This is a genomic window from Arthrobacter sp. MDT2-3, from assembly GCF_059090465.1.
The window spans coordinates 195342-213004 of record NZ_JBNHFS010000001.1 but is presented as its reverse complement, the minus strand read 5'-3'; the positions used below and the strand labels follow the sequence as shown (position 1 = coordinate 213004).

The window sequence follows — 17663 nt, the reverse complement described above, 5'->3', positions numbered from 1 at the left end:
CAGACCGCGCCAACATCACTTTTTCCGCGGCCGCCGAGGCCTGAAATTCGGGTTCTCGCCGGGCTTCCCCTGGAAGGTCCGGCGTCCGGGAAGCGGAATCTGATCGCGCAGCAGTCCGCCGCGCGCGGTGCTGGGCTGGTCCTCGCCAGGGAGGTACGTGCCGTCACCGCCGGAGTGATCTTCGCCGTCGGCCGGTTCCCGGTGTCCTGCCCCGCGCTCGGGGACTGGACCGGCGCGGAAGGAGACGGAGTCAAACTCTCCTGAAATGCGTGGGATAAGCCCAGTATCCACGGAGGTGGTGGCACGCTCGGGTGCCCGGGGCCGACGGTCAGCCGAGCCTGCTCCAGCTGTATCGTCCGACGGCGGGGTCCCGTCTTCTGAAGCAGGCGCAGCCGGCCCGCCGCGTCCCAGCCTTCCCAGGAGGGGACGGAGCAAGTCGCGCAGTTCAGAGACGCGGAACAGTTTGAGCAGGAAGAAGTAGGCCACCAGCATGATGGGACCCACCACGATGACTGTTATGAGCGCCGTCAGCCGATCGCGCCAGGCGAACCCGTCCGGGCTGTAGCTGCCCATCAACCACAGCGCTCCCGCACCCGCAATCGCGGAACCAAGGGCGGCGTAGCCCATGCGGATGTAGGAATTTGCGATCCTCGGTCCGTCGAGGTGTCCGAGGAGGCGCCGCAGGAAGTAGGCGCTGATCACAACGGACAAAATGTTGCCCACCATATAGAGGACTGCGATGGCGTAGATGATCTGGGTTACCGGGAGGAATTGGATGGCAAACGCGCCTGCAACGTAAACGACGGCAAGCTGCAGCTGGACGTAGAAGGGGGTCCGGGCGTCTTCATTCGCGTAGAACACCCGCGACATCATGAAGTTGGCGCTCATGAAGGGGGTGCTAAGGGCCAGGATGGTGAGCGTCTGCGCGAGCATCACGCCGTCCTGCTTGTCGCCGCCGGAGAAGAACATGCCCAGCGGGCCGGCCAGGGCAAACAGGGCCATGGCACCAAAAACGGTGGCGACGGCCATAGTCCGCAGGCCGTGCGAGAGCGCATCCCGCAACTGCGCCCGATTGCCGTCCTGCGATGCCCTGGTCATCCGGTTGAACAGCACTGTGGCGAGGGACAGCGCAATGATGGAGTGCGGCAGCAGGTAGAGCTGGCTGGCCACTTCCAGCACGGCGTTGCCGGGCAGGAAGTCAGCGGCGGGATCCCCGGCGCGCTCCAGCCGGAGCCGTTCCGCGCCCGGGATGGTGGCGATGCGCATGACATACAGGAAAGCGAGTTGCCCGACGGCGGCCGTTAGGAGAGTCCAGACGCTCAGCTTGGCTGCCTTGCCGAGTCCCACTCCCCGCCAGCCGAACCGCGGACGCAACCCCAGCCGCAGCCGGAAAACGGGAATCATCAGGATCACCGTCTGGGACACGACGCCGATGGTCGAGAAGCCGGCCACGAACAGTGTTTGGGTGTCGCCCCAGTTGTCCAGGGTGTGCGGGTTGAACTCGTTGGCACCGAAGATGTAGATGAACATGCCCAACCCGGCGATGGCCACCAGGTTATTGAGGATGGGCGCCCACATGGCCGGCCCGAAGGCACCGTTGGCGTTAAGGACCTGGGTGAGGAGGGCGTAGAGGCCGTAAAAGAAAATTTGTGGCAGGCACCAAAAGGCGAAGGCTACGGCCAACGCTTTCTGCTGTGGGGAATAGCCCTGGGTGGTGAGTTCGATGACCCAGGGCGCCGCCAGCGTCACCAGGCCCGTCAGTCCCAGCAGGAGCAGGACAGCCAGCGTCAGCAGCCGGCTGATGTAGTCCGCTCCCCTGTCCGGAGCCTTGCTGGCCTTGATGATCTGCGGCACGAGCACAGCGTTGAAAACGCCGCCGGCCACCAGCAGGAAGATCAGGTTGGGCAGGTTATTGGCGTTGATGAACGTGTCATTAACGGTGGAACCGAGGCCGAGGGCCGTTCCCAGCATCCACGTCTTGCCAAATCCCAGGAAACGCGAAACGAGGGTTCCCGCGGCCATGATGGCGCTGGACCTGGTTTCACTCGCCTGCTCAGCGCCGGCTTGTCCGCCGTCCAAGGGAGACCCGTCCACAGGCGCAGCCAGGTGCGCGGTTTCCGCGGGAGCGCTGTCCTGCGTTGTGCTGTCCAGGGGTGCTGCAGCCTGGGGCGCGCCGTCCAGGGGTACACCGTCGGCAGGTACGCCCTCTGGAGCGCCGCCGGCCCGGCCGGCTTGATCGGAAGGAAAATTGGAAGCTGACATCGAGTTCATCGTCTCACCCGCAGGCGCCTATCACCGCAATGCCGGCGCCGGCAATGCCGCCCTATAGGTGTTCTGGCAGGACTTCGCGTGCCAGGTCGGCGATGCGGCGCTCATTGGGGAAGGACAGCTTGCGGGCGAGCTCCTGGATGGGAACCCACGCGACGTCCACCGCTTCCTGGTCCGGATCGTTCTCGATGGTCAGCTCGCCGCCTGTAGCCCGCAGGAGGTAGTGATGGACTGTTTTATGTACGCGGTGGCCGCTCACGGTGAACCAGTAGTCGATGCTGCCCAGCGGCGCGAGGATGTCACCTTCGATGCCGGTTTCTTCGGCGATTTCACGGACCGCGGCCTGCTCGTTGTTTTCCTTGCCCTCCGGATGCCCCTTGGGCAGGCACCATTCCAGGCGTCCGCCGCGGTTAAGGCGGGCGATGATTGCCACCCTCAGTTCGGCGTCGGAGGTGTCCACGACGACGCCGCCGGCAGAGACTTCCTCGACAGTGGGCAGCGAAGCCGGTGCCGAATGCTGGGCAGGTGCAACGTGCGCACCGATCGCCGACGGCAACGGTGCGTTCGTCCTCCTGCCTGGAGCGCTCGGTACTGGATGGGCCATGGAGTCCACTCTAACGACTGTTGCCCGTTCGTGATGACCGGAACATGACACCAACATGGACTGCATATGACGCGGTTTGCCGGCGCCGCACGGAATGAGCAGGATCTTGACAGCATTTTGGCCTGCGCTGCCGCTGGTTTCTGACAAGCTTAAGTAACTATGGCGCACCCACATCACAAGACTGAATCCCACACCGTCGATTTCCAGGTGGACCCGGTGGTCCTGGAGCTCGGCCAGCGTTTTGTGGACGCAGGCCACGAACTGTCGCTGGTGGGCGGTCCCGTGCGTGACCTTTTCCTGGGCAGGACCTCCCCGGACCTGGACTTCACCACCGACGCCACGCCGGACCAAACGGTGGCCCTCATCAAGAAGTGGGCGGACAACTTCTGGGAGATCGGCCGCGCCTTTGGCACCATCGGAATGCGCAAGGCCGGCTTCCAGATCGAAATAACCACCTACCGTGCCGAGGCCTACGATCCGGAGTCCCGGAAACCGGTGGTGGCGTTCGGCTCCTCCTTGACTGACGACCTGCTCCGGCGCGACTTCACCATCAACGCCATGGCCCTGAAACTGCCTTCCCTGGAACTGGTGGATCCGTTCGGCGGCGTACGCGACCTGCACGCCTCCATCCTCGCTACGCCGGGGGCTCCGGAAGCGTCCTTCTCGGATGATCCGCTGCGGATGATGCGCGCCGCCAGGTTCGCGGCGCAATTGGGTGTCTCCGTCCACGATGACGTCCGCGAGGCCATGACGAGGATGGCCGAACGGATCACCATCATTTCCGCCGAACGTGTACGGGACGAACTCACCAAGCTCATCTGCGGCCGCCGCCCCCGTGTGGGCGTGGACTTGCTGGTGGACACCGGCCTGGCCGAGTTCGTGCTGCCGGAAGTCTCCGCCCTCCGGCTCGAATCGGATGAGCACCACCGCCACAAGGACGTGTACCAGCATTCGCTGCAGGTGCTGGAACAGGCGGCGGAACTGGAAACGGACGCTGACGGCCCCGTGCCGGCGCCGGACTTTGTGCTCCGTTTCGCAGCCTTGATGCACGACGTCGGCAAGCCGGCTACGCGCCGTTTTGAACCGGGCGGCGCGGTGAGCTTCCGGCATCACGACATGGTGGGTGCCAAACTCACCACCAAGAGGATGAAGGCCCTGCGGTTCGACAACGACACCATCAAGGCCGTTGCCCGCCTGGTGGAGCTGCACATGCGCTTTTACGGTTACGGCGATGCCGGCTGGAGTGACTCCGCGGTCCGCCGCTACGTGACCGACGCCGGGCCGCTGCTGGAACGGCTGCACCGGCTGACCCGCTCGGATGTCACCACGCGCAACCAGCGGAAGGCCGAGCGGCTGGCTTTCGCCTATGACGACCTCGAGGCCCGGATCGCGGCGCTCCGGGAACAGGAATCGCTGGATTCGGTGCGCCCTGACCTGGACGGTGCCCGGATCATGGCCCTCCTGGACCTAAAACCTGGCCCTGTAGTGGGCCGCGCTTATAAGTTCCTGCTCAATGAGCGGATGGAACACGGGCCCCTGCCCTCCGAAGAAGCGGAAGCCAGGCTGCTCCGCTGGTGGGCGGAGCAGCCTGAATCTGCACCTGCCGAACCTGGGGCCGGAACGCCTCCTGCCGCCGTCGACCTTTCCTCCAAGGAGTCCAAGTGACCAATCCTGCCCTTGCCCCCCGGCCCCAGCTCTGGATCCTCCGCCACGGCGAGACCGAGTGGTCCAAAAGCGGGCAGTACACGGGACTTACTGATTTGCCCCTCACTGTTGAAGGCGAGCAGCAGGCGGTGGAGGCCCGGAAGGTACTGGACCCCGTCGATTTTGACCTGGTACTGACCTCTCCCCTGAGGCGTGCCCGCCGGACGGCGGAACTGGCAGGCTTCCCGGACGCCCAGCATGAGCCCCTCGCCGTCGAATGGAATTATGGCGATTATGAAGGCATCAGCTCGGACCTGATCCGGAAAGACAACCCCGATTACCTGATCTGGACCCACGGCGTGCCCAACGGAGAGACGCTGGACGAGGTGGCCGCCCGGGCGGACAAGATCATTGGGCGCGTCTTGGAATCCGGCATGGACAACGTCCTCATTGTGGCCCACGGGCACTTCTCCCGGATCCTCACAGCCCGCTGGCTTGAATTGCCGCCCACCGAGGGGCGCCACTTTATTCTCGGAACCGCGAAAGTGTGCACCCTGGGCTGGGATAAGAGGACTCCGGCAATTGTCCGATGGGGCCTTTAATAGCTATTTCCGAGTTTCTTTAGAAAGTTTCACGAATTAGGTAGCGGTGCACTGTAATCGTGGTGTACTTTTATTCCTGACCCCAGAGCGTCCTGCCGGGGTCGTGGCGTTCGTTGCAAAGGCCAGTCAGCCAGCAACGGCAGAGCAGAAAAGGAGGTTGGGAAAAATGATTACTTTGACTAGCGGACGGAAGACAACCATCACCGCGGACCCGGCCTCTGATGCTTTTGCGCGCCCGTTTGCAGGGTTCACCGGCTCCTAGCCGCCACCCCTGCCGCCGGTACTGAGACCGGCAGCGATGCTTCGGGTGCATCAGGCACCGGTCTCCGCACCCCTGCGTCTTGTATGGGATAAGCAGCTACTCCATTAGCCCGGCAGTTTTCTTTTATTGCCATCGGCAGCTTTTGGCTTTGTGCTCCCTTCCCGCGCGCTCTAATTACTTATTCATTTCCGGGTATTCCTACGCCCCAAAACCGCCCGTTTCTTTATGGTCCGGATTGGGGGCTTAATTGTCGCGCCCAGTTTGCGGGCCAGCCAGTTCGAAAGGAGGTGACCACAATGATCAAGAAGCTTCAGAAACTCCTGTCTCCTTCACGCGGGAGACGCAGCAGCCGCAGGCAATTCAACCGCCCGCTGCTGGAGAAGCAGCGGGAAGACGTCTTCCTCCTGATGCACCAGCAGTTGGGCGGGATGCGCTAACGCCCGTGTGGCCCCCAGGAGAAGACATGGGCGCACATCAGTGCCAGTGCCGGAGCCCACGCGGCGGCGCGTGGGCTCCTCGCGGGCCATCTTCCGATAGTGTCAGGCAGCGGCGGTAAGCTCGATGCCATGCAGGAGACCCAGCCGCCGGAGCATCGAGGGCGGACCCGCCTGGTAGTTCCCAGCCGCAGCGATGTCCTGCTGCGCAACTTCACCGAAGCCATCGGCGGTCCCCTCGGAACCAGGGCCGCCCCGGGCATCGTTTCCCCCGGCATCTTCACCGTTGAACGTGTACTGATCCTGCTCACGGTCCTGGCGGCCCTTGCGGGCATCCTCGTCAAAGGGTATTGCCGCGTCAACGGCTGGGAATCCCCCACGCAGTTCTACGCCACCTGCTATTCGGACTTCCCTGAGCTTTTTCGGAACCGTGGACTGGCAGTGGGAACCGTACCCGTCCTTGGTGCCGGTAGCCAGTTTGAGTATCCGGTTCTGATCGCCCTGATCGCGGGGGTGACGGCATGGCTCGTTCCCGGGACAGGGATATCGGATTCGCGTGTCCTGGCCTACTTCGACATCAATGTTGCCCTTCTGGCCGCGGTTACTGTGGTCACGGTTCTGGCCACCGCCCGGATGTCCAGCCGACGGCCCTGGGATGCTGCCATGGTGGCCTTGGCCCCGGGCATCGTGCTGGCCGGCACCATCAATTGGGATCTGTGGGCAGTAGCCCTGCTCGCCCTGGGCATGTACTTCTTCTCCCGGGAACGGCTGGTGCTTGCCGGGTTTTTCATCGGACTGGGGGCGGCGACGAAGCTGTACCCGCTGCTTGTTATTGGCGCGATCCTGCTGCTGGCCATCCGGACTGGACGGTTCCGTCCCTTGCTGGTGACGGCGGGCGCTGCCGCCGCCTCATGGCTTGCCGTCAACCTGCCCTTCGCCGCTGCCAACCCTGCCGGGTGGGCCTACTTCTTCCAGTTCAGCGTGGACCGTGACGCCGGGTACAGCTCGCCCTGGTTCGCCTACAATCTCGTTGCGAACCGGCTGCAATGGACGGAACTCAGCCCGGCCGCCGTCGACCTCTTGTCCCCTGGCCTTTTTCTACTGTCCTGTGTGGCCATTGCAGCCGTTGCCCTGACCGCCCGCCGCCGTCCCCGCCTTGCCCAGCTGGCCTTCCTGATCGTGGCGGCGTTTGTCCTGACCGGCAAGGTCTATTCGCCGCAGTTCGTGGTGTGGCTGATCCCCCTCCTTGCGCTGGCGCGGCCCAGATGGCGTGACTTTCTAATCTGGCAGGGAATCGAGGGCCTGCACTGGGCAGCAGTGTGGATGTACCTTGGACAAGTGACCAGCGCAGGCTCTTCCCAGCACAACCTGGATATGCCTTACTACGTCCTCGCCGTGGCGGCGCACATGGCCGCGGTGGGTTACCTTATGCTGCGCGTGACCTGGGACATTTACAACCCGGACTACGACCCCATCCGCCGGCATCATCTTGATGATCCCCAGAGCGGTCCCTTCGCCGGCGCGCCTGACTGGCTCCGGTTGAACCTTCGAGAGCGATCAAACTCCGTACTGCCCTGGAAGACGGGTTCCAATGCCTGACGTAGCGGTAGTAGGCGCCGGGCCGAACGGGCTTGCAGCCGCAGCGGTAATGGCGCGGGCCGGGCTGTCCGTGGAGCTCTTCGAGGCAGGCAGTACCATCGGCGGCGGGACCCGGACCAGTGAACTGATGCAGCCGGGGCACTTCCACGACATCTGCTCCGCTGTTCATCCGATGGCAGTAGCCTCACCATTTTTCAAGGCGTTCGAACTGTCCCGCCGGGTGAACCTGATAACTCCCGACCTGTCCTACGGATCCCCGCTGGATGGTGGCAGGGCCGCCCTCGCCTATCGGTCGCTGGACCGGACAGCTGACGGACTGGGCCGCGACGGTGCTGCTTACCGGCGGCTGATGGCACCTCTCGTGGACAGCATCGACGAGATCATGGACTTCACCCAGAACCAGCTGATCCGGGTCCCCCGCAACCCGTTGGCGGCAGGGCTGTTCGGGTTGAGGACCGTGGAGCAGGGAACCGGACTGTGGAACGCCCGTTTCAAGGAAGACTCTGCACCTGCCCTGCTGGCCGGGGTTGCCGCCCATGCCATCTCCCACCTGCCCTCCCTCGCCGCGTCCGGGGCAGGACTGATGCTGGGGGCGCTCGGGCATGCCGGTGGCTGGCCGATCCCGGAAGGAGGGTCGGCCGCCATAGCTACCGCCTTGGCGGAGGACATCGTTGCCCATGGGGGTGTTATCCACACCGATGCACCCATCGACCGGCTGGTGGACCTGCCGTCCGCACGCACCACGTTGCTGGATGTTGCCCCGCAAGGGTTGCTGAACATGGCCGGTGGTGCCCTTCCCGCCCGGTACCGGGGGGCGCTGGAATCGTTCAGGTACGGAAATGGCTCGTGCAAAGTGGATTTCATCCTCTCGGGACCCGTGCCGTGGACGGCAAGGGAACTGGCCGACGCCGGAACGGTGCACCTGGGCGGTACCCGGGCGGAGGTGGCACGCGCTGAGAACGAGGTCAGCGCGGGCAGACACCCCGAGCGTCCGTACGTCCTGGTGGCCCAGCAGTCACGCTTCGACTCCGGTCGGGCGCCTGCCGGACACCACACCCTGTGGGCCTACTGCCATGTCCCCTCCGGATCGACAAGGGACATGACTGAAGCCATCACTGCACAGCTGGAGCGGTTCGCGCCAGGGTTCAGGGACCTTGTGGTGGAGTCGAGGGCGATTACCGCTGCCGGGCTGGCGAAGTACAACCGCAACTACGTCGGCGGGGATTTCAGCGCGGGCACTATGGACCTCCTGAACCTTGTCCAGAGGCCGGTCGTGTCGCCGGTCCCCTGGCGTACCCCCTTGCGTGGCGTCTACCTGTGTTCTTCCTCCACCCCGCCGGGCCCGGGTGTTACAGGCATGCCGGGGTACCACGCCGCAAAGTATGCACTTCAGGACATGTTCGGTCTTTCCGTCCCGGCGCTCGGGCTGGCAGCAGCGTAGCCCTCCAGTTCCCGTCTCCGGCGGCACGGAAGAACGGAACGTGCCAAAGTGACCTCAAAAGCGGGGGATAATGGCGCGATGGGGATATCAACAAAACTTTCTTTGGGCATCGCTGCCGTCATTCTCGGAACGTCGCTGGTTGCCTGCGATGACGGCAGGAGCGGAGCTGAGGCGGCTGCGGGGCAGTTGGCCGCGGCAGTAGCCGGACTGGATGTGGGCTCGGTGCCCTTCGACGGCAAGGATTCCGCAGCTGCGAATGACCAGCTGAAAAAAGTCTTTGCGGCACTTGGTCCCCAGAAGCCCGCCGTCGAAGCAGGCGAACTGGCCCTTGACGGGGACAACGCCTCTGCACCCCTCCACTACACCTGGAACTTCGGTGGTGCCGAGTGGAAGTACACCGTCTCGGCCAAATTCAAGAAGTCCGGGGACAAATGGCTGACGGTCTGGGATCCGGCCACCCTGGCGCCGGACCTGGCCGACAGCGAGATCCTGACCAAGGGCTCCCAGTCACCCCAGCGGGCAGACATCCTGGGTGCGGGCGACGTACCCCTGGTGACGTACCGCCCCGTGGTGAATGTGGGTATCGACAAGCCTCAGCTTGGTGCTGGAGATCCTGCTGATGCGGCCACCAAGCTCGCAGCGCTCGTCGGAGTTGACCCTGCCGCTTACGTCCAGCAGGTGCAGGCGTCGGGTGCCGAGGCCTTTGTCTCCGCGATCACCCTGCGCGAAGAAGGCCGCACTATCACCAATGAGCAGATTGCGGCGATTCCAGGCGCCCGTGCCATTCCGGCCTCAATGCCGTTGGCTCCCAGCCGCACGTTTGCCCGCGCCGTCCTCGGCTCGGTGGGCGAGGCCACGGCGGAGCAGATCGAGGCATCCGGTGGCGAGCTGACGGCCGGTGACGTCACCGGCGTCGGCGGCCTCCAGCAGCAGTACGACGACCAGCTCAGGGGGACGGACGCCGTCGTTATCCGTGCTCAGCGCGCCGACCTGACGAGGGAACAGATCCAGTCCGCCGCAGCAGATCCGCGCCGGGTGCTTTTTGAGGTGAAGCCCACACCGGGAACCCCGCTGAAGACAACCCTGGATCCTACGCTGCAGTCGCTGGCGGAGAGCACGCTGGAAGGCGTGGAACCGGCATCTGCGATTGTTGCGCTCCGGCCTTCAACCGGCGCTGTCCTGGCGGTCGCCTCCGGCCCGGGCAGCAACGGCTACAACACGGCGATGCTGGGCCAGTACGCGCCCGGCTCCATCTTCAAGATGGTGGATTCGCTGGCGATGTTCCGTAACGGGCTGACCCCTGAGTCGAAGGTTGAATGCACGCCCACGTTGACGGTGGACGGACGGACCTTCAAAAACGCGGAGGGCTACCCGGAAGGCTCATTGGGTTCAGTGACGCTCCGTGACGCCTTTGCCCACTCCTGCAATACAGCGTTCATCGCCGCCCGTGACACCGTTTCGCAGGGACAGCTTGAAGCGGCCGCCATGGCGATGGGCCTCGCCGTCGAGGCACCCACGCTCGGCGCCGCCGCCTTCCTGGGATCCGTCCCCGGGGAAGCCGCGGGAACTGAGCACGCCGCTTCGATGATCGGCCAGGGAAAGGTGCTGCTGTCGCCACTGGCCGCCGCCATGATGGCCGGCTCCGTGGCCAAGGGTGCGCCGGTTGCCCCGCAGCTGGTGTTGAATGCCGACGCCGGTGCCGCTGCCGAGGGAACAACCAGCGGCTCCACTGCTCCCGCTGCCCAGCCATCCGCCACGGCCACCGGGGAGGCTCCGTCCCGGGCCTCTGAGAATCCCATCACCGCCGAGGAAGCGGCGTCCCTGGCCGACATGATGCGGGCCGTAGTGACATCAGGCCACGCAGGTTTCCTGTCCAGTGTTCCCGGCGCCCCCGTTGGCGCCAAGACCGGCACGGCCGAGTTCGGCAAAGAGAATCCGCCAAAGACGCACGCTTGGATTGTGGCCGTACAGGGTGATCTCGCCGTTGCAGTTTTTGTGGAGGATGGAGGCCTGGGGGCGACAACCTCCGGGCCGCTGTTGCAAAAGTTCCTGACCGCCGCGAGCTAGGGTTTTTGTCCGGAGACGCGGACTTCTGACGCCGGGTAGGCCTGCAGACCTGGACAAGAATCCGGGTGGGCGCGGCGTGGGAAGATGGAATACGTGGCCCATATTGACGTTTCCGGTATCGATTACTTCCTTTCCGACGGCACCCAACTGCTGAACGGCGTGACCTTCAAGGTTCCGGACGGCACCAAAACGGCCCTGATCGGCCCCAACGGTTCTGGCAAAACCACCCTGTTTCGGATCATCGCCGGGGATCTGGTTCCCGACGAAGGCGTGATCGGCCGCTCCGGGAACATGGGCATCATGCGCCAGTTCGTCGGCCAGGTCCGCGACGGCTCCACCGTCCGCGACCTGCTGGTCTCCGCGGCGCCGCCCGCCCTGGCAGCGGCGGCCCGCGAGGTGGACGACGCCGAGCTCGCCATGGTGGAGCACGACGACGAACCCAGCCAGATGCGCTATGCCCAAGCCATCGTTGATTGGGGAGACGCCGGAGGCTACGACGTGGAGACAGTCTGGGACGAAGTGTGCATGGCCGCGCTGGGACTACCGTTTGACCGCGCCCAGCACCGCCCGGCGTCGAGTCTTTCCGGCGGTGAACAGAAGCGGCTGGTGCTGGAAGCGCTTTTTGCCGGCCCGGATGACCTGCTGCTGCTGGACGAACCGGATAACTACCTGGACGTGCCGGGCAAGCGCTGGCTTGAGGACAAGCTGAACGAATCGAAGAAGACGGTGTTCTTCATCAGCCACGACCGTGAACTGCTGAACAACGCAGCCGGGCGCATCGTCACGCTGGAGCCCGGAATCAGCGGCGCCGGGGCCTGGGTTCACGGCGGCGGGTTCGGCTCCTATGTGGACGCACGGGCGGACCGCAACGCCCGCTTCGAGGAACTCCGCAAGAGGTGGGACGAGGAGCACATCAAGCTCAAGGAACTCGTCAACATGTACAAGAATAAGGCCGCGTTCCGCTCCGACATGGCCAACCGGTATCACGCAGCCCAGACCCGCCTGGCGAAGTTTCTGGAGATCGGGCCGCCCGAGGCACTGCCCATCGAGCAGAACGTGCAGATGCGCCTCAAGGGCGGGCGGACCGCCAAGCGCGCCATCGTGGCGGAGAAGCTTGAGCTCACCGGGCTGATGAAGCCGTTCTCCACCGAGGTGTGGTTTGGGGACCGGGTAGGTGTGTTGGGCTCAAACGGTTCGGGTAAGAGCCACTTCCTCCGGCTGCTGGCCACGGGGGGCACCGATCCGGAGCGGGAGCACCTGCCCGTGTCCGACGTCGAAATCGCCGAAGTGCCGCACGAGGGCACCGTCAAACTCGGAGCCAGGATCCGCCCCGGGTTCTTTGCCCAGACGCACGTCCGGCCCGACCTGTTGGGCAAGACCCTGCTGGAAATCCTCCACCGCGGTGACGAACACCGGTCCGGCCTGGGCCGCGAGGCAGCAGCAGGGGCGCTGGACGGTTATGGGCTGGCGGGGCAGTCGGAGCAAAAGTACGAGTCCCTTTCCGGCGGGCAGCAAGCCAGGTTCCAGATCCTGCTACTGCAGTTGAGCGGTGCCACCCTGCTTCTTTTGGATGAGCCCACGGACAACCTGGACCTGCACTCGGCCGAGGCACTGGAACGGGCAATTGACCACTTCGAGGGCACAGTCCTGGCCGTGACCCACGACCGCTGGTTCGCCCGGACCTTCGACCGCTTCCTGGTGTTTGGATCGGACGGCAAGGTGTACGAATCAGCCGAGCCGGTGTGGGACGAGAAGCGCGTGGAGCGCGTCCGCTAACAGGACGCTCTCTCACTTCCCGCACACTTTGGGCCAACGCTCTCGCACGGGTGGAAGAGCGTTGGCGGAAATGACGCATTAAGTGAGAGAGCGTGTTGATGTCACCAACAAACAGTTCAGCCGTGAAGAACAACGACGACTCGATGACAATTCTGTGGAAGTAGTGAATGTATGAGCTTAAATACCGGAACGGCACAGCAGGCTGGCCTGAAAGCAGCGGCAGTTGCCACGTTCGTTGTCTTCGGCATTAACGGCCTGGTTTTCGCCAGCTGGGCAGCGAGGATCCCTGCGGTCACCGAGACCCTGCAGATAACCTCCGGCCAAATGGGCACACTGCTGCTCTGCACCGCCATCGGCTCTTTGCTCGCCCTGCCCACGGCCGGCTGGGTGGTGGGCAGGATCGGCACGGCCAACACTGTGCGTTTCGGCGGGTTGGTGGCCTCGGTGGCCGGGGCGGCCATTGCGCTGTCCCTTTCGATGGCCTCCATTCCGGGCACAGCAGTCGCTTTGTTCTTCTTTGGCATAGCCATCGGGCTTTGGGATGTGTCCCAGAACCTTGAAGGTGCCGACGTCGAACACAAGTTGCGGCGGACCATCATGCCGCAGTTCCATGCTGCGTTCAGTGGCGGAGCCTTCGTGGGTGCGCTGATTGGAGCAGGGCTGTCGAACCTGGGCGTCGGATTGCCGGTGCACCTGCTGGTTATCGTGGGCATCGTGCTGCTGGTGACGATGGTTGCTCCCCGCTACTTCCTTCCGCACATCACGGCACCAACACTGGCGGATGGAGAAGCCAAGCCTGCCAAAGGCCCTTCGGCCTGGCGGGACAGCCGGACCTTGCTCATCGGCGTCGTTATCCTTGGCGCCACCCTGACCGAGGGTGCTGGCAATGACTGGATTGCGAAGGCATCCGTTGACGGCCTCGGCACCTCCGAGTCCACCGGCGCCCTGATGTTCGCCCTCTTTGTCCTGGCCATGACAGCGATGCGTTTCCTGGGCGGCCGCGTCATCGACAAATACGGCCGCGTTGCCGTGCTCCGCGCCAGCATGGCAGCAGCAGCCGCCGGTCTTTGCCTCTTCGTGCTGGCCGGTAATGTGTGGCTGGCTGCCGTGGGCGCGGCACTCTGGGGTGTAGGAGCAGCCCTGGCCTTCCCGATGGGAATGTCCGCTGCCGCCGATGACCCCCAACATGCAGCAGCAAGGGTTTCTGTTGTTTCCACGCTTGGGTACACCTCATTCCTGGCCGGGCCTCCCCTGTTGGGATATTTGGGCGACCTGACGGGAATCCACTTCGCGTTGCTGGCGATCCTTGCACCTATCATCCTGGCGCTCCTGCTCGCCGGCGCCGCCAAGCCGCTGAAGGTCACGTAAGGTCCTCCCGGGAGTGCTGCACCCATCGCCGCCAGGTGCAGTGGCGGCGGTAGGGTGAGGTCATGCAGAGGAAATGGCGCCGGGGCCATCAGTGGATCAGCCGCACGGACAAGTACCTGGTACGGCATGTATCAAAGCTGCCAGGTGGAAACCATGACGAGTTCTTCCGCCGGCTGTCAGCCTCTGCAAACCACGGAAAACTGTGGATGGGGATTGCCGCCGTCGTAGCCACCATCCCGGGCAGGCCGCGCCGCGCCGCACTTCACGGACTGATCGCTCAGGCAGTTGCCTCCGCAGTAACCAATGGAGTGTTCAAGAGCCTGCTGCCCCGCGCCCGTCCGCTGCCGGAACACCTTCCTGTGTTCCGGTTCGTGCATCCGCAGCCGAAGAGTTCGTCCATGCCGTCTGGTCACTCGGCTTCGGCGGTGGCGTTCGCGGTAGGGGCAGGGCTGGTCAAGCCGTCCCTGGGCGCAGCGCTGGCTCCGGCAGCGCTCGGGGTGGCATACTCCCGGGTCCATACGGGGGCGCACTGGCCCTCTGATGTGCTGTTCGGTTCGGCGATAGGTGCCGGTGCGGCGCTGGTTACGAGGCGGTGGTGGCCCGTCCGCCCGTCGTTCCCGCAGACGGCAAGGACCTGGACCACTGCGCCCCAATTGCCCGAAGGGGAAGGGCTGGCGATTGTAGTGAATACTTTGGGTGGTTCCTTTACCAAGGAGACGGCCGCAGCACTTCAGCAGGTATTCCCGAAGGCGTATATAAAGACAGTGCAGCCGGACGATGACCTGAGTGCCGCAATCCATGAGACCTCCGATCGTCCCGGGACACGAGCGCTGGGTGTCTGGGGCGGTGACGGAACAGTGGGAGCGGCGGCCACTGCCGCCGTCGAGCGGTCACTCCCCCTGCTGGTCCTGCCCGGCGGAACCATCAACCACTTTGCCCGGGACGCTGGAACGGGGAGCCTGAAAGAAGCCTTGGCGGCCGCGTCGAAAGGCGAAGCTGCCCTGGCGGACGTCGGGACCATCACTGTGGAGCGCGGCTTGGCCGGAAAGCCCGAAAAGGCGGAAGTGACGATGCTCAACACGTCCAGTGTCGGCCTGTATCCCAACTTTGTGCGGCGGCGCGAACAGTTGCAGCCGGCACTGGGAAAGCCCCTCGCCGGAGTGGTGGCAATGTTCCGGACGTTCGCGGCGGGCACTCCCACCACCCTGACCGTGGACGGCAGGCTCCACAGAGTGTGGATCGCCTATGTGGGACGGGGCCGGTACTATCCCCGCGACCATGCCCCGTTGCTGCGGCCGGTGATGGACGACGGCGTCCTGGACATCCGCCTGATCACGGCAGATGAGTCCTTCGCCCGGTTGAGGTTGCTCTGGTCGGTGCTGACCGGCACGCTGGCCACCTCACGAATCACCCATTTGTCCGAGGCCAAGGAAGTGCGCATCGAAGCGGGCGGAGCACCGATGGCACTGGCTGTCGACGGCGAGGCGTTGGCCGGCGTCCGCAGTGTCGAGTACAGGGTGCGGCCCCGGGCTCTTGCCTACTACTCCCCCCGTCCCTGACGGCGCTATCCCCTGATGGTGGCCGCGCCTCATCCAGGGGGACTACCCCGGTTTACCCCTGAATCATCCCTGAGACCGGCGAAAACAGGCCTGCGCCTCGGTAGCGTGGTGGATAACGCAAGCGTCCCCGAACATCTGCCGCAGCCACGCGCTGCCGTCCGAAGGAACAATCAATGATTGAGGCAAAAGGCCTGACCAAGGTTTACGGCGGAAAAACCGCCGTGGCCGGGGTCAGCTTCACCGTCCAAGCAGGGCTGGTCACGGGATTCCTGGGCCCGAACGGAGCCGGTAAATCCACCACCATGCGCATGATCATGGGGCTGGACCGGCCGACGTCGGGCTCCGTCACCGTGAACGGCCTGCCGTACGCACACCACAAGGCACCGCTGCACGAGGTGGGTGCGCTGCTGGACGCCAAGGCCGTGCACACAAGCCGCAGCGCCTACAACCACCTCCTGGCCATGGCCGCCACGCATGGCATTTCCAAGGACAGGGTCCATGAGGTCATCGAGATGACTGGTCTGGAGGCCGTGGCCCGCAAGAAGGCCGGCGGTTTCTCCCTTGGCATGGGCCAGCGGCTGGGGATCGCCGCCGCGCTTCTGGGTGATCCCCAGACGCTCATCCTCGACGAACCCGTCAACGGCCTGGACCCGGAGGGCGTGCTGTGGGTCCGCAACCTGGTGCGGTACCTCGCAAACCAGGGCAAAACCGTCTTCCTGTCCTCGCACCTCATGAGTGAAATGTCCCAGACTGCTGACCACCTGATTGTCATCGGCCGTGGAAGGATCATCGCCGATGCGCCGGTCCAGGAGATCATCGCCGGAACCCGGCAGGCCAGGACCCTGGTCCGCACAAGCGACGCGCTGCAACTTTCTGCCCTCCTGGCAGGCGATGGCGTCACCGTGGACCACAGCGAGCCCGAAACCCTCGAAGTGACAGGGATGGATTCCCGCGGGATCGCACAGGTGGCATTGGACAACGGTGTCCTGGTCTACGAGCTCACCCCGCAGATGTCCTCCCTTGAAGACGCGTACTTCGACCTCACCAAGGACGAAGTGGAATACCATTCGCACCTGACCGGCGGATCCGCAGTGGCCGCCCCGGCAGCGGCAGGAAAGTAAGGACGATGAGCACGATGACTGAAACCCGTACCGCCTCCACCCGGTCCTCTGCGGGATCACGGGGCGTGACCTTTGGCGGCGTCCTGCGGTCCGAATGGATCAAGCTTTTCTCGCTGATGTCCACTCGCATCCTGCTGCTGCTGACACTGGCGGCCATCGTTGGTGTTGGCGCTCTGACCGTCCTGATCCGCTACACCTATTTGGACGAGATGATCCGCAATGCCAGGGAGCAGGGCCAGACGATGACCCCCGAAATGCTCGAGGCATCATTTCCGCCGGGCTCGGGCTTCGACCTCTACAACCTGCCGAACGCCGGCCTGCAGATCGGCATCCTGATCCTCGGATCACTGGCGGTGCTTTTTATGTCCTCCGAATACGCCACCGGAATGATCCGTTCCACCATGAACGCCGTGCCGCGGCGCACCCCCGCCTTTGTGGCCAAAGCGATCATCCTTGCGGTCATTTCCTACGTGATCACCACCATCGCCGGAGCAGTAACCTTCCTGATCGCCATGCCGGTATTCCAGGGCATGGGCTTCGACCTCGGCTGGTCCACCGATGGGGTGCTTTACAGCATCTTCACCGGTGGCCTCTACGTGGCCGGCGTTGCCTTGATCGGCCTGTCCCTGGGCACGCTGCTGCGGAACTCCGCCGGCGGCATCACCGTCCTGGTGGCCATGTTCTTCGTCCTCTCCATCGCTGCGGGGTTCATGTCCCTTATTCCCGGTGAATTCTGGAAGTACGTTCCGCAATACATTCCGAGCGAGGCGGGCGGACGTTTCCTGTCCATCGGCCACACCGATGGCATGATCGATCCCTGGCACGGCGGCCTGATTTTCCTGGGCTACGTGCTGTTGTTCCTGATCCCGGCAATGATCGCCTTGAAGAAGCGCGACGTCTAAACATGGACCAAGAACC

The 17663-nt window shown here is 64.3% G+C and carries 13 protein-coding genes; 11 read left to right on the top strand and 2 right to left on the bottom strand.

Translation table 11 applies throughout. The annotated features are described in order from the left end of the window. Nucleotides 1-15: 15 nt before the first annotated feature. Both murJ and AC5RUQ_RS00995 read right to left on the bottom strand, forming a co-directional pair. Nucleotides 16-2262, bottom strand: a complete 2247-nt coding sequence (murJ, locus tag AC5RUQ_RS01000; RefSeq protein WP_493945560.1) for a murein biosynthesis integral membrane protein MurJ — start codon at nucleotides 2260-2262, stop codon at nucleotides 16-18. Nucleotides 2263-2323: 61 nt separating this feature from the next. Next, nucleotides 2324-2824, bottom strand: coding sequence for an NUDIX hydrolase (locus AC5RUQ_RS00995; protein WP_050057127.1), 501 nt, complete (start codon nucleotides 2822-2824; stop codon nucleotides 2324-2326). A 207-nt stretch (nucleotides 2825-3031) separates the two neighbouring features. Between AC5RUQ_RS00995 and AC5RUQ_RS00990 the strand changes: the two genes are divergently transcribed. From AC5RUQ_RS00990 to AC5RUQ_RS00940, 11 genes are all read left to right on the top strand, one after another. Then, complete coding sequence (locus AC5RUQ_RS00990; RefSeq protein WP_493945559.1) at nucleotides 3032-4537, top strand: CCA tRNA nucleotidyltransferase; 1506 nt, start codon at nucleotides 3032-3034, stop codon at nucleotides 4535-4537. Continuing rightward, nucleotides 4534-5118: a histidine phosphatase family protein gene (locus AC5RUQ_RS00985; RefSeq protein ID WP_163164999.1), complete on the top strand. Its 585-nt coding sequence runs from the start codon at nucleotides 4534-4536 to the stop codon at nucleotides 5116-5118. The genes AC5RUQ_RS00990 and AC5RUQ_RS00985 overlap by 4 nt, the downstream gene beginning before the upstream one ends. A gap of 558 nt (nucleotides 5119-5676) precedes the next feature. Beyond that, complete coding sequence (locus tag AC5RUQ_RS00980) at nucleotides 5677-5817, top strand: hypothetical protein (protein WP_256247205.1); 141 nt, start codon at nucleotides 5677-5679, stop codon at nucleotides 5815-5817. 129 nt (nucleotides 5818-5946) lie between these two features. Then, entirely contained in the window at nucleotides 5947-7413 is a 1467-nt protein-coding gene (locus tag AC5RUQ_RS00975) for a glycosyltransferase family 87 protein (protein WP_493945558.1), read from the top strand. Continuing rightward, on the top strand, nucleotides 7406-8854 hold the full coding sequence (locus AC5RUQ_RS00970) for a phytoene desaturase family protein (protein ID WP_493945557.1): 1449 nt from the start codon (nucleotides 7406-7408) through the stop codon (nucleotides 8852-8854). The genes AC5RUQ_RS00975 and AC5RUQ_RS00970 overlap by 8 nt, the downstream gene beginning before the upstream one ends. 78 nt (nucleotides 8855-8932) lie before the next feature. Continuing rightward, nucleotides 8933-10921: a penicillin-binding transpeptidase domain-containing protein gene (locus AC5RUQ_RS00965; RefSeq protein WP_493945556.1), complete on the top strand. Its 1989-nt coding sequence runs from the start codon at nucleotides 8933-8935 to the stop codon at nucleotides 10919-10921. 93 nt (nucleotides 10922-11014) lie between these two features. Then, entirely contained in the window at nucleotides 11015-12697 is a 1683-nt protein-coding gene (locus AC5RUQ_RS00960; protein WP_493945555.1) for an ATP-binding cassette domain-containing protein, read from the top strand. A gap of 171 nt (nucleotides 12698-12868) precedes the next feature. Beyond that, on the top strand, nucleotides 12869-14065 hold the full coding sequence (locus AC5RUQ_RS00955; RefSeq protein ID WP_493945554.1) for an MFS transporter: 1197 nt from the start codon (nucleotides 12869-12871) through the stop codon (nucleotides 14063-14065). A 62-nt stretch (nucleotides 14066-14127) separates the two neighbouring features. Further along, complete coding sequence (locus tag AC5RUQ_RS00950; RefSeq protein ID WP_493945552.1) at nucleotides 14128-15624, top strand: bifunctional phosphatase PAP2/diacylglycerol kinase family protein; 1497 nt, start codon at nucleotides 14128-14130, stop codon at nucleotides 15622-15624. 173 nt (nucleotides 15625-15797) lie between these two features. Next, nucleotides 15798-16745, top strand: coding sequence for an ABC transporter ATP-binding protein (locus AC5RUQ_RS00945; RefSeq protein WP_493945551.1), 948 nt, complete (start codon nucleotides 15798-15800; stop codon nucleotides 16743-16745). 5 nt (nucleotides 16746-16750) lie between these two features. Then, nucleotides 16751-17647 (top strand): DUF2705 family protein, encoded by an 897-nt coding sequence (locus AC5RUQ_RS00940; RefSeq protein WP_493945550.1) that lies wholly within the window; start codon nucleotides 16751-16753, stop codon nucleotides 17645-17647. Nucleotides 17648-17663: the final 16 nt, after the last annotated feature.

Excerpts from the sequence above, each read along its gene's own strand:
- AC5RUQ_RS00940 (WP_493945550.1), top strand. The coding sequence starts at position 16,751 with ATGAGCACGATGACTGAAACCCGTACCGCCTCCACCCGGTCCTCTGCG.
- AC5RUQ_RS00965 (WP_493945556.1), top strand. The coding sequence starts at position 8,933 with ATGGGGATATCAACAAAACTTTCTTTGGGCATCGCTGCCGTCATTCTC.
- AC5RUQ_RS00990 (WP_493945559.1), top strand. The coding sequence starts at position 3,032 with ATGGCGCACCCACATCACAAGACTGAATCCCACACCGTCGATTTCCAG.
- AC5RUQ_RS00980 (WP_256247205.1), top strand. The coding sequence starts at position 5,677 with ATGATCAAGAAGCTTCAGAAACTCCTGTCTCCTTCACGCGGGAGACGC.
- AC5RUQ_RS00970 (WP_493945557.1), top strand. The coding sequence starts at position 7,406 with ATGCCTGACGTAGCGGTAGTAGGCGCCGGGCCGAACGGGCTTGCAGCC.
- murJ (WP_493945560.1), bottom strand. The coding sequence starts at position 2,262 with ATGTCAGCTTCCAATTTTCCTTCCGATCAAGCCGGCCGGGCCGGCGGC.
- AC5RUQ_RS00945 (WP_493945551.1), top strand. The coding sequence starts at position 15,798 with ATGATTGAGGCAAAAGGCCTGACCAAGGTTTACGGCGGAAAAACCGCC.
- AC5RUQ_RS00975 (WP_493945558.1), top strand. The coding sequence starts at position 5,947 with ATGCAGGAGACCCAGCCGCCGGAGCATCGAGGGCGGACCCGCCTGGTA.
- AC5RUQ_RS00950 (WP_493945552.1), top strand. The coding sequence starts at position 14,128 with ATGCAGAGGAAATGGCGCCGGGGCCATCAGTGGATCAGCCGCACGGAC.
- AC5RUQ_RS00955 (WP_493945554.1), top strand. The coding sequence starts at position 12,869 with ATGAGCTTAAATACCGGAACGGCACAGCAGGCTGGCCTGAAAGCAGCG.